The organism is Serratia sp. BW106, from assembly GCF_002607755.1.
In the GTDB taxonomy this organism is placed as follows: Bacteria; Pseudomonadota; Gammaproteobacteria; order Enterobacterales; family Enterobacteriaceae; genus Serratia; species Serratia proteamaculans.
Genome location: NZ_MCGS01000010.1, coordinates 278,467 through 290,143, shown reverse-complemented (window position 1 = coordinate 290,143; position 11,677 = coordinate 278,467). Strand labels below are relative to the sequence as shown.

The window sequence follows — 11,677 nt, the reverse complement described above, 5'->3', positions numbered from 1 at the left end:
GATTTATTCAACAAAGCCACGTCAAACATATACTGGTGCCGGCCTGACAATGTCATTTCTGACGGTGGGGCCGCCATCCATCAAGGATTCGGAGCGGGTGTGGTGCGCCAACGATCGTCAGAAAAGCCTGCAGAACGCAATGGCTGGTTTTTTGGCAGGCAAAGATAGCTCAGAAAAATGTAAAAATCTGGTGATTAAAAAATCCGCTCTACACTAGCGACTGGGAGTGACGGTGACGCCTGTCATGGTGGTATTGGATAGCTCAGTGCACTCTTTCATCGGCTGCGTTTTTCCCGATAAAAATTCTCGCTGAACTCCAGTAAACTTTTTAGTGGGCGACCAGACCCGTGTAAGCATAGCGTGGGTCTGGTCTCATGGTTCTATTGTCCAGAATGCGTCCTGGCTAGCTGCGCCATATCTTTCTCTAAACGGTCGAGGCAGTCAGCGTGAATATCCGCCGGTGATGCTGCGCCCGTCAGAGTCATCGTTACCTTCATATCTTCAGCATACAGGCGCAGCAGGTGTGCGACACCAGCTTCTCCTGCCGTCGCCAGCGCATAAATATATGAACGTCCCAGCAGTACCCCTTTTGCGCCAAGGGCAAGCATCCGGATAACGTCCACCCCGGAACGCACTCCTGAATCGACCAGAACCGTGAGATCATCGCCGATGGCATCTACCACCCGAGGTAGCGCCCTGGCCGTTGGAATTGCGCCATCAAGCTGCCTGCCCCCGTGATTAGAAACCACAATGCCATCAGCGCCCAGACGGACGGCATTCTTTGCATCTTCAGGGTCAAGGATACCCTTGATAATCAGCTTCCCTTTCCAGCTGTCGCGTATCCACTCCAAATCGTGCCATGCAATGGAGGGGTCGAAGTTATTGCTTATAAACCCCATATAGTCGTCCATCGTCATCTTGTGTCCGGTGTAGGTTTCAATGTTGCCAAACGACAGGGGTCTGCCAGCCAGCCCAACGTCTATGGCCCAACGGGGGTGGGTACAGGCCTGCAGATATTGTCTCAGAGTGGCGCACGGTCCGGACATACCCGAGCGATTATCGCGATAGCGCGAGCCGGGGATGGGCATATCGACGGTGAAAACCAGCGTTTTCATCCCTGCGGCCCACGAGCGTTCGAGAGCATTGCGCATGTAACCGCGATCTTTAAGCACGTACAGCTGTGACCAGAGCTCTCCGGAGGCATGCTGCGCAACTTCTTCTATCGGGCATACCGATACCGTGGAAAGGGTATAAGGGATGCCGGCGTCGGTTGCGGCTCGCGCCGCTTTGACTTCGCCGCGCCGTGCGTACATGCCAGTGGCTCCTACAGGACCCAGCGCGACCGGCATTGCCCATGACGTTCCAAGGATATTAGTCGTCAGCGTCGGGTCGCCAACACCACAAAGCACCCGCTGACGCAGCGCAATTGAGGCGAGTTCAGTTGAGTTCGCGTGCATGGTATTTTCTGCTACTGCGCCGCCATCAATATAATCAAACAGAAATCGAGGAAGGCGATGACGGGCGGCCTCACGATAATCGGCGGGAGCTGAAACGATCATTTTTCTTTCCTTATAGATCTTAACTAAATTTATGTTCTGTAGGCAGATAGACTATAGGTCCAATGAAATGAGGGGGGAAATGAAATTTTAGAATCCCGGTCATGCAGAAAGGGAATAACCTGTTTTTTAAACGCTGGTGATTTTTCTGATGAAGTATTTCTGCTGAAAATGTGTTCATTCTCTGACAGCAATATTTGATAAATAACTGCGCGGAAAGTAGATAACTTTGAAGGTACTCAGCCCGGATTGTGCGATGTGGTCAATCGCCAAAAAGGAACAAACAAACCAGCCCCCCAAGTATAGTGGGTATTTTTAACGTCAGGACTTCAGTTAAAGAAAATCATCTCAGTCGAGAAGAAATGGAGCAGATGGGAATCACCGAGAGCGTTGTCATCGATATGATTGAAAAAGTCGTTGCGCATGTGTTGCTGTGGATGGCGGAAAAGCGCTTGTTTTTTTTCGATTATTTTACCTGATGAAGCTTGACCTAGGGAAGGTGCGAACAAGTCCCTGATATGAGATCATGTTTGTCATCTGGAGCCATGGAACAGGGTTCATCATGAGTCATCAACTTACCTTCGCCGACAGTGAATTCAGCAGTAAGCGCCGTCAGACCAGAAAAGAGATTTTCTTGTCCCGCATGGAGCAGATTCTGCCATGGCAAAACATGGTGGAAGTCATCGAGCCGTTTTACCCCAAGGCTGGTAATGGCCGGCGACCTTATCCGCTGGAAACCATGCTACGCATTCACTGCATGCAGCATTGGTACAACCTGAGCGATGGCGCGATGGAAGATGCTCTGTACGAAATCGCCTCCATGCGTCTGTTTGCCCGGTTATCCCTGGATAGCGCCTTGCCGGACCGCACCACCATCATGAATTTCCGCCACCTGCTGGAGCAGCATCAACTGGCCCGCCAATTGTTCAAGACCATCAATCGCTGGCTGGCCGAAGCAGGCGTCATGATGACTCAAGGCACCTTGGTCGATGCCACCATCATTGAGGCACCCAGCTCGACCAAGAAGGGGTCCGCTTGGAAAACGGAAATTATCCCACTCTAAGACTGCTTTTTGTACAATTCGGTATCGACTGTGCGTAATGGCCGATATTTCCCGGACCCCAGCTTAAGATTGTTACGCCAGACGTAATCACCACTCAGATTGATATGTTCCCAGCCCAGAGGAGAAAGATGAGATACCAGTTGCTCATTTATCGGGATACCTTTTCGTTTCAGTGACTCAATGGCTCTTTCTATATATACCGTGTTCCACAACATGATCGCCGCTGTCAGTAACGTCAGCCCGCTGGCGCGGTAACTTTGATTCTCCAGCCCACGATCCCTTATCTCACCCAGACGGTGCATAAAAACCGCTCGCGCAAGGGCATTACGGGCCTCACCCTTATTCAGCCCCGCCTGTACGCGTCGGCGCAGACCGGGATCTCGGAACCAATCCAGCATAAACAGTGTCCGCTCGATGCGGCCAATCTCTCTCAGCGCTTTGGCAAGCCCATTCTGTTTTGGGTAACTGGCTAACTTTTTCATCATCAGCGATGCGGTGACTGTCCCCTGCTTAATCGAGGTTGCCAGACGCAATACCTCATCCCAGTGCGCCTCAATGTCTTTGATATTCAGGCTGGTTGTTGATATGACGGACTGAAGCCCCGGATAGCGATCTGCCTTTCCATGAATAAACAGCCGCTTGTCATGAAGATCCCGGATCCTCGGCGCAAAAGCGAACCCCAGCAGGTGCATCAGAGCGAAAACATGTTCAGTGAAACCTGCGGTATCGGTGTAATGCTCGGTAATTTCCAGATCGCTTTCATTGTACAGCAGACCATCAAGCACGTGGGTTGAGTCGCGCACCCGGCTGATCACTTTGGCGTAGAACGGGCTATATTGGTCTGAGATATGCGTATAAATCTGCACGCCTGGCTCCTGACCATACTTAAGATTGACCTGACCCGCATAACGCCCGTGACTGCCTACCCGAAAGTTTTGCCCGTCTGACGACGATGTTGTACCGTCGCCCCAGAATGCAGCCAGAGGTCGCGCTTTCTGAGCGTTGACCAGCTCGGCCAGTGCCGCTGAATAGGTTTCATCTCTTATGTACCATGCCTGAATACCTTCGAGTGACGATTTTGTTGCCCCCGGGCAGGACTCCGCCATTTTTGTCAGCCCCAGATTAATGCCGTCGGCCAGAATTGTGGTCAACAACAGTCTTCCGTCTTTTGGTCTGACGTTATTATTTTTGAGGTGCGCGAAGTGATGCGTAAACCCTGTCCAGCTGTCCACTTCTTCCAGTATCTCGGTAATTTTCGGATGAGGAAGCATGCCATAAACCAAATCGGCAAAGGGGGAAATACCCGAAGGAACGCTGTTCTCCAGCGGAGTGATTTTTACGCCTTTATCTGAGATATCAACATCGGGCAAATCACCGGCAAGAGCCATCGCGTTAACTTCTTCCAGACGCGATGCAAGAAGCGTCATACGGGCCTGAAGATAAGCCTGGCAATCGGTCTGAACGGCCAATTGTAACTGGTCATTATGTCGGGATTTCTCAAACTCAGCAGCCGGGATGAGATAATCATCAAAATTTCTGTAGCGGCGCGATCCTTTTACCCAAATATCACCTGAGCGTAACGCCCCCTTGAGCTCATTCAGTACGCAAAACTCGTAGTACTTGCGGTCGATTCCTGAAGGCGTGAGTACCAGTTTTCGCCAGCTTTCAGGGATAAACCCTGTTGGCGCTGCGGGCGGGACTTTACGAAGTTGTTTACGGTACATTTCCCTGATGGTGTCCAGCGCATCGCTGAGCGTCTGCGCAGCAGGTGTTGCGATGAACTGCAATGCTGACAGCATACGCGGGGCGTATTTACGCAGCGTACTGTATTTTTCGGTGATGAGGTGAAGCGGGTCGAAATTGCCCTTACGGGAGAGAAACTGTGTTTCTTCCAGGCTGTTGGCGAACTCCTGCCAGGGAAGGACATCTTCTATCGCTGCCCAGGGATCTTCACCGGATTCTCTGGCATGCAGCAGTGCCTGACCGACAGTAACATATTGTTTCAACTTGCTCTGGATGAGTTTCCCCGTCAGCTGAAGCCTCTCGGCCTGTGTACGTTTTGCCTGGCTGAACAGCGTACTCATAATACGTTCGTGCAGTTCGATAACCTCATCGGTCAGTGTGGCCCGCGCTTCCTGAATGACACAAACCAGCGTAGCGTAACGTCTGACATCGGTGAATTTTGCCAGATCTCTGCTGCTCATTTTCCGGCCCTCACGCGCCAGTTTAAGTAACCTGTTCTGGTGAACGGAAAGCGCAATACCACCAGGCAATTCCAGCGCAGCGATGGAATTAAGCCGATCGATATGTTGCAGCACATTTTTACCGTTTATTTTACCGGGAGGTTGAAGTAGCCATGCCAGACGGGAAGGTTGTTCACCCTCTGATATGAGCAGGCTGTCGAGTGCTGATTCATGCTGCTTTTCCAGTTGCGCAGTAAGTGCCGAAAATACGGCTCTGTCAGCGAGCGTGACGACTTCGGCAAGCGTCCGTTCTATCACATCAACAGAAGGGAAAATAACATTATTGTTATGTAGCCAGCTGAGCATTTCTTCCGCAAGTATAAATCCTTTGTCAGTACGCATGGCATAGGGGTGAAGATGCCGGATACAGTCTTTTTGCAGTGACCGACTGAACGGAGATAATTTCAAGTAGCGATAAAGTTCAGTCAGATGTTCCCAGCGAGTTTGCTCTCTTGAGGCATATTCCGGCCATAGATCAGGTTGAAGCTTCAGCCGGGAAGCGATTCTGGATATGACGCCACTGTGAGGGATATTACTTTTGTCCGGAATAAATCCAGGTCCGCGCAGATAACAGAGTAATACAGCAAAGCCCAGGCGATTTGCTGGCCGTCGGTGTTTATTAATGAGTGCAATATCATGTTCATTCAGAAAACACATGCGCGTCAGAAGAACGTCATCATCCGGCACAACCAGCAAGCGTTCTTTTTCTTCACTACTGAGTATTTGTCTCCGTGGCATAGATGCTTCCTCTGCATATAGTTGATTTGAGTTATCACTTCACACTGACCGAAACCGGTCGGTTTCGTACACCGATCGGACAATGTGTCCGAAAGTGAGTGAAATTAATTTCGTACATGCATTATAATTCGTACATCCATTTCGTACGGAAATTTGCACTATGTCACGGGTTTTTGCTTACTGCCGGGTTTCAACTCTGGAGCAAACCACAGAGAACCAGCGCAGAGAAATCGAAACTGCCGGTTTTGCTGTCAGACCCCAGCGAATAATTGAGGAACATATCAGTGGCTCGGTTGCTGCCAGCGAACGCCCCGGATTTATCCGGCTGCTTGATCGCATGGAAAATGGTGATGTGATGATTGTCACCAAGCTGGACCGTCTTGGGCGTAATGCCATGGATATAAGAAAAACAGTTGAGCAACTGGCTGCGTCAGATATTCGTGTTCACTGTCTGGCGCTCGGAGGTGTTGATCTGACAAGCGCAGCCGGGAGAATGACCATGCAGGTTATTTCAGCTGTAGCAGAATTTGAGAGGGATCTGCTACTTGAACGCACGCACTCAGGTATTGCGAGGGCAAGAGCCGCAGGAAAGCGGTTTGGTCGTCCTTCCATACTGAACGAAGAACAGCAACTGACTGTTATTTTACGTATTGAAGCCGGAACAAGTATTAGCGCTATTGCACGCGAGTTTGGTACAACGAGGCAAACCATCCTCAGGGTGAAAGCTGCACATTCAGCGCCTGAGAATCCCTCTTCAGGTTCAATTTGATCCTGTAACTGGCATTCCTTTTCCAAAAAGCAATTTGATCAATGAAGCACATTATTACTCGAAAACATCTGGTCATCCCTGACCAGAAATTTCAGTAGAGGCAAAGAAATTGCTTAATACGTGCGCTACTGTTTTCACTGAAGAAAATCTCCGGTGGTTCGTTAGCCTGAATGACCCCACCCTCCATAAAGATGACCCGGTCAGCCACTTCGCGTGCAAAACGCAGTTCGTGAGTGACGACGATCATTGTCATTCCTGCACGAGCAAGATCACGCATGACAGTCAGGACTTCATCCCGGAGTTCAGGATCAAGTGCCGAAGTCGGTTCATCAAAGAAAATCACCTCAGGATCCATTGACAGGCCGCGGGCAATGGCCACTCGTTGCTTTTGTCCACCGGAGAGTTTTGTCGGATAGCTTGTCGCTTTCTCAGAAAGACCGACCTGTTTTAGCAGCGCCATACCACGCTCACGAGCCAGATTTTTATTGACCTTTTTAACGCTGATAAGCCCCTCAATCACATTTTCCAGCGCCGTTTTGTGCGGGAATAAATTAAAAGACTGAAAGACCATCGCTGTTTTCTGGCGCAGCTGCGTAATCTCGTGTCGATCTGTACGTGTCAGTGCGGTTCCCGCCTGAATGGCGATGCGGTGCCCGCAGATTTCCAGCGTGCCACTGTCAGGCTGTTCCAGGAAGTTCAGCGATCGTAATAGTGTAGTTTTACCGGAACCTGATGGCCCTAACACCACCACGACTTCTCCTGCCTTAACCTGCAGATCGACCTGTTTCAATACCACCTGATCGTCGAATGCTTTTGCCAGAGCGCTGACCGCGACTTTGATTATTTCACTGCTCATCACATATGCCTCGTCAGGCGGCCTTCCAGCCAGGTTTGGAAAATGGTCAGAACCTGATTAATCATCCAGTAGATAAAACCCACCATGAGAAACATTTCCATATAGCGGAAGGTGGTCGCACCTATCTGCTCAGCCACGCGGGTCAACTCCATCACCGTAACGGTAGAGGCCAGTGAAGTATCCTTCATCAGCGCAATTAGACGGCTGCCCAGCGGTGGCAAGGCGATACGGAATGCCTGTGGCAGGATGATGCGTTTCAGACTGGTCCAGTAGCCCATACCCATCGACATGCAGGCTTCCCATTGCCCTTTATCCACGCTATTGATACCAGAACGAAAATTCTCGCTCAGGTAAGACGCTGAGAAGAGGGTCAGGGATGTCAGTGCAGCCGGAACCGGATCCATGGTGATACCCAATCTCGGCAGCCCGAAATAGATGAGCAGGATCTGCACCAGTAACGGCGTGCCACGGAAAATCGAAACGTAGGTGAAAGCCAGAATACGCAATACTCTGAGCGTGGAGTTACGCATTAGCGCAACTCCCATCCCAAGCACGCTACCCAGGATAAAGGCACTGATGCCCAGTCCCAGCGTCATCACAATCGCTTGCTTTAAAAGCGGTAAGGAGCGCAGAAAAAGTTCATACATCACTTAACCTCAGCTTTGGCTTTCTCGATATCTGCCGTCATCTGATAATCCGGGCCGATATACTTCTGAGATAATTTCATGACGGTACCATCGGCAATCATCTCCTGAATCGCTTTATCAATCGCGTCTTTCAGGCTGCTGTGACCTTTGGGCATCGCGGCGGCTGAAAGCTGGAAAGTCAGCGGCTGACCAACCGCCTTAATTGGCAGATTATTGGCTTTGCGGTACTTCTCGCCACCAAAGAATGATGAGATAACCACATCTATACGGCCGGTTGCCAGGTCGTTAAATACCAGACCACCGTTTTCATACCCCAAAACTTTGGATTGCTTAAGATGTTCTAACGACCAGGATTCATTTGTAGTCCCGGTGGTTGCGCCGACTTTTTTACCGTCCAGGTCAGACTGTTCATGAATATCTTTATTGCTATCAAGCACAAAGATACGGAACTCTTCCACCCCATAAGGTGCGGAAAAATCCACCTGCTCCTCACGCACTGCAGTAGGAGTGAGGTCATTCATCACCAGATCGTACTTACCGGTTTTCAACCCTTCCACAAAATTTTTAAAGGTATCTGCCACAAAGGTAATGTGAGGAATACCAATACGTTTCGCAATCTCCTTTGCCATTGCCACGTCGTAACCATCCGGCTGGTTCTGATCGTTAATGAAGCTCCACGGCGGACTTGCCTGCGTGTTGGCAATACGAATATCACCCTTAGCGCGCAGTTCGGCCAGCGTATTGTCCGCAGCACTGGCACTCATCGCGCTCAGAGAGAGAACTGCACCCAGTGCCAGAGACATAAAGCGGAGTTGCGTTTTCATTGTTATACCCTTGTCGTCTTATGGTGTGAAAAACTAACCTGCCGACTGCTGCCAGGCTTCAAGCGCCTGCTGCAAATCGGCAATCAGTAAATCCGCATCTTCAAGACCGATGGAGATGCGAATAATAGCGTCCTGGGTAGGAGTAAAGGCCCTGGCCTGCTGCTGACTTGCCGGATAGTAGGCAATCAGACTGTGCGTACCGCCCCAGCTGGCACCAATCGGAAAATGCTGTAAGGCATTGAAGAATGCGCTAATTGCACCTTCAGCAGCCGGTTTGAAAATGAATGAGAAGAGGCAGCCGTTACCACTGAACTGTTGCTTCCAGATGGCATGGCCCGGATCGCTTTCCAGTACCGGGAACAGAACCTGTTCAATTTGCGGCTGCTCTGCCAGCCAGGCGGCGACTTTGCGGGTGCTTGCACTCTGATGCTGGAGACGTAGGGCAAACGTATCAAGCCCACGAAGCACCAGGAAACAATCTTCCGGACTGGTGTTTTGCCCCATAATGCTCTGGGTTTCACGCAGGATTGCATAATCATCGGCGTCATTGAGGCTGATCGTTCCCATTAACAGATCGGAGTGACCGCCAAACATCTTCGTCGCCGCTTCGATTGAAAGGTCAATCCCCTGATCCAACGGACGATAATACAGTGGGCTGGCCCAGGTATTATCCATCATGGTTTTCACACCATATTTTTTTGCCGCCGCGACAATGGCTGCCACATCCTGCATTTCCATGGTTACTGTGCCCGGCGCTTCCAGACAAATCATTCGGGTGTTCGGACGGATCAGTGCTTCAATGCCCGCGTCGATAGTGGGCGGATAAAACTCCACCTCAACTCCCATCTGACTCAGCCAGTTACGGGCAAAGGTTTTTAGTGCGCCGTAACAGGAGTCGGAAATCAGTAAATGGTCTCCACCCCGAACAAACGCCATCACCGCCGTCATCAGCGCCGCCTGGCCTGATGGCAAAACGACGCAATGTCTGGCATTTTCCAGCTCAGCCACACGCCGCTCCAGCTGTCTGGATGTCGGCGTACCGGTGATTCCGTAGCTGTAACCATCAGGCTGGCGGGATTTACGATTAATGAAATCCTCAAAGTTATCAAAAACCACGGTCGAAGCTCGCCATACGGCAGGTGAAAGACTGGCAAACAATTGATTAGCTGGGTCTTTAAATTGCATTTTGTAATTTCCACTGGTGTTGGTGCTTACATTCGATTCTACGGCGGGTTAGGATTACAACAATACTTATATTTATTTGCTCTATAAGCACAGATTATAAGGTGGCTATGTACCGTGAAATTGAGATATTCCGCGCCGTGATGTTGACCGGCAGCACCAGTCGCGCAGCAGAGAAGCTGGAGATTTCCCAGCCGGCGGTGAGCCAGGCGATTCGAAAACTGGAAGATAACGCCGGGCTGAAGCTCTTCGCGAGAGTTCGCGGACGCCTTCATCCCACGCAGGAAGCGAGTGCATTAATGGTGGATGTTGATGAGCATTTTATCGGCATGGAAGCCATTGCTCACCGGCTGAGATCGCTCAGCGAACTGGGGCTGGGCAGACTGACCATTGCCGCCTACCCCGCTCTGGGCAATCTCTTTTTGCCAAGAGCAATTGCCAGCTTCGATATTGCGAAGCGCAATATTCAAATTTCACTAAAGGTACTTAGCTCAAGGGATGTCTACCAGCAGGTCATGTCCGGCCAGGTCGATTTTGGCCTGATGGCCGATGAAATACCGACCTCGGGTCTTGAGCACTCTCCGTTTTTTCGTGCTGAAGGTGTGGTCGTAATGTCAAAATTACATCCGCTTTCCCGTCATAACATCATTCATCCGCATGATCTGGCTGAAGTGGATTTTCTCGCGCTCAGTCCAGAAGACACCAGCCGACAGCAGTTGGACAGCCTGATGCATCACCTGAATATCCCTCTTGCGGTACGGGTGGAAACGCCTTATTCACTGAGTATCTGTGAAATGGCCCGCCAGGGAATTGGTGTGGGGTTGGTGAACCCAATCGTTGCCTTTGACTTTATGCATCAGGACCTGGTCATCAGACCATTCAGTAGCCCGGTTAATTTCTCTGGTTTATTAATTTTCAGACCAGGAAAACCTTTGTCTGAAAACGCCAAAGAATTTATGCGGACGTTGCGTATCCAGCTGGATAAAGATTTAAGGGCGATGCGGGAGAGAATGTAGCTTACCTATGGAATGTATTTATGTATAAGTCGTTTATAATCATACAATGCCGTTTTGATGCATAAACAGGGTGTTTCTCTAAATAATCTTTTAACATTCCTACAAAAAATAGTTAAACTTGCCACCAACCTGACGTCCATATACTGGAATGCCTGACTTGCTCACACTGTATCGCCTGTCTCAACGCCGGATACCAGCACTGATTGCCCTGATGGCAATCCTGATGCTGTTTATCGCTCCAGAGGTTTCAAAAACTCTTGAACACCGGCGCATGCAGTCTGACAGTGAGGTAATGACAGAGACGTCAACTGAAGCGATGGATGAGATGGATATGGGGATGATGCCGATGGATCATGCCATGGATCACCCGATGGCTACCGCAGGTCACCATGTCATGGCTGATCAGGCCGGTCAAAGTACTTCAAAAATCGCTACGCATGTTATGAACGATGGCATGGGCATGATGGACGATTTTGCCTGCGGTTACTGCCAGCTTCTGGCGCATTTCCCCGTGCTGGCCTGGGTTTTAATCCCACTCATTTCTCTCCTGCTATTGAGTTCCCGTGCCTCTCCATCACTTATTTCCCCAGCAACACCTGTCACTTTCTTTCCCGGCAGATCTCAACCGAGAGCTCCTCCTGCGTTTTAATCTTCATTTCAAGTAAAACTGAATGCTTATTTCGATTTATTTTGAAGTAAAGCAATTGAAATTTTAAATGTGCTCTGCGCAGAGTCTGTTACGCCTTAAATAAATCAATACTACATATCACTATCGTAAATTTT

The 11,677-nt window shown here is 50.1% G+C and carries 9 protein-coding genes and 2 pseudogenes; 5 read left to right on the top strand and 6 right to left on the bottom strand.

Annotated features, from left to right (window positions below; translation table 11 throughout):
- Positions 1 to 217, top strand: a pseudogene (locus BEI65_RS27130) (thioredoxin-like domain protein); the annotation flags it as partial.
- Positions 218 to 380: 163 nt separating this feature from the next.
- Here BEI65_RS27130 and lldD read toward each other — a convergent pair.
- Positions 381 to 1,559 (bottom strand): FMN-dependent L-lactate dehydrogenase LldD, encoded by a 1,179-nt coding sequence (gene lldD / locus BEI65_RS09075; RefSeq protein WP_001572339.1) that lies wholly within the window; start codon positions 1,557 to 1,559, stop codon positions 381 to 383.
- A 559-nt stretch (positions 1,560 to 2,118) separates the two neighbouring features.
- Between lldD and BEI65_RS09060 the strand changes: the two are divergent.
- Positions 2,119 to 2,580, top strand: a pseudogene (locus tag BEI65_RS09060) (IS5-like element IS5B family transposase); the annotation flags it as partial.
- Positions 2,581 to 2,615: 35 nt separating this feature from the next.
- Here the strand turns inward: BEI65_RS09060 and BEI65_RS09055 are convergent.
- Complete coding sequence (locus tag BEI65_RS09055; RefSeq protein ID WP_001572336.1) at positions 2,616 to 5,600, bottom strand: Tn3 family transposase; 2,985 nt, start codon at positions 5,598 to 5,600, stop codon at positions 2,616 to 2,618.
- A gap of 160 nt (positions 5,601 to 5,760) precedes the next feature.
- Here BEI65_RS09055 and BEI65_RS09050 point away from each other — a divergent pair, with 160 nt between their 5' ends.
- Positions 5,761 to 6,369 (top strand): recombinase family protein, encoded by a 609-nt coding sequence (locus BEI65_RS09050; protein WP_099063045.1) that lies wholly within the window; start codon positions 5,761 to 5,763, stop codon positions 6,367 to 6,369.
- A gap of 91 nt (positions 6,370 to 6,460) precedes the next feature.
- On the opposite strand, the gene BEI65_RS09045 is transcribed toward BEI65_RS09050, so the two are convergent.
- From BEI65_RS09045 to metC, 4 genes are read right to left on the bottom strand one after another with little or no spacing between them, the layout of a single operon-like run.
- Positions 6,461 to 7,225, bottom strand: coding sequence for an amino acid ABC transporter ATP-binding protein (locus tag BEI65_RS09045; protein WP_099063044.1), 765 nt, complete (start codon positions 7,223 to 7,225; stop codon positions 6,461 to 6,463).
- Positions 7,225 to 7,872 carry an amino acid ABC transporter permease gene (locus BEI65_RS09040; RefSeq protein ID WP_099063043.1) on the bottom strand — a complete coding sequence of 216 codons (648 nt, stop codon included), beginning with the start codon at positions 7,870 to 7,872 and terminating at the stop codon, positions 7,225 to 7,227. The genes BEI65_RS09045 and BEI65_RS09040 overlap by 1 nt, the downstream gene beginning before the upstream one ends.
- Positions 7,872 to 8,696: a transporter substrate-binding domain-containing protein gene (locus BEI65_RS09035; RefSeq protein WP_099063042.1), complete on the bottom strand. Its 825-nt coding sequence runs from the start codon at positions 8,694 to 8,696 to the stop codon at positions 7,872 to 7,874. Before BEI65_RS09035 ends, BEI65_RS09040 begins: the two co-directional genes overlap by 1 nt.
- Before the next feature lie 33 nt (positions 8,697 to 8,729).
- Positions 8,730 to 9,881, bottom strand: coding sequence for a cystathionine beta-lyase (gene metC, locus BEI65_RS09030; protein WP_099063041.1), 1,152 nt, complete (start codon positions 9,879 to 9,881; stop codon positions 8,730 to 8,732).
- A gap of 107 nt (positions 9,882 to 9,988) precedes the next feature.
- On the opposite strand from metC, the gene BEI65_RS09025 reads away from it, so the two are divergent.
- Entirely contained in the window at positions 9,989 to 10,894 is a 906-nt protein-coding gene (locus tag BEI65_RS09025; protein WP_099063040.1) for a LysR substrate-binding domain-containing protein, read from the top strand.
- Between the two features lie 157 nt (positions 10,895 to 11,051).
- Complete coding sequence (locus tag BEI65_RS09020; protein ID WP_232519041.1) at positions 11,052 to 11,543, top strand: DUF2946 domain-containing protein; 492 nt, start codon at positions 11,052 to 11,054, stop codon at positions 11,541 to 11,543.
- Positions 11,544 to 11,677: the final 134 nt, after the last annotated feature.

What these genes read in the sequence shown, in the direction of transcription:
- BEI65_RS09045 (WP_099063044.1), bottom strand. Translation starts at nt 7,225, where the DNA reads ATGAGCAGTGAAATAATCAAAGTCGCGGTCAGCGCTCTGGCAAAAGCA.
- BEI65_RS09040 (WP_099063043.1), bottom strand. Translation starts at nt 7,872, where the DNA reads ATGTATGAACTTTTTCTGCGCTCCTTACCGCTTTTAAAGCAAGCGATT.
- BEI65_RS09050 (WP_099063045.1), top strand. Translation starts at nt 5,761, where the DNA reads ATGTCACGGGTTTTTGCTTACTGCCGGGTTTCAACTCTGGAGCAAACC.
- metC (WP_099063041.1), bottom strand. Translation starts at nt 9,881, where the DNA reads ATGCAATTTAAAGACCCAGCTAATCAATTGTTTGCCAGTCTTTCACCT.
- BEI65_RS09035 (WP_099063042.1), bottom strand. Translation starts at nt 8,696, where the DNA reads ATGAAAACGCAACTCCGCTTTATGTCTCTGGCACTGGGTGCAGTTCTC.
- BEI65_RS09025 (WP_099063040.1), top strand. Translation starts at nt 9,989, where the DNA reads ATGTACCGTGAAATTGAGATATTCCGCGCCGTGATGTTGACCGGCAGC.
- BEI65_RS09055 (WP_001572336.1), bottom strand. Translation starts at nt 5,600, where the DNA reads ATGCCACGGAGACAAATACTCAGTAGTGAAGAAAAAGAACGCTTGCTG.
- lldD (WP_001572339.1), bottom strand. Translation starts at nt 1,559, where the DNA reads ATGATCGTTTCAGCTCCCGCCGATTATCGTGAGGCCGCCCGTCATCGC.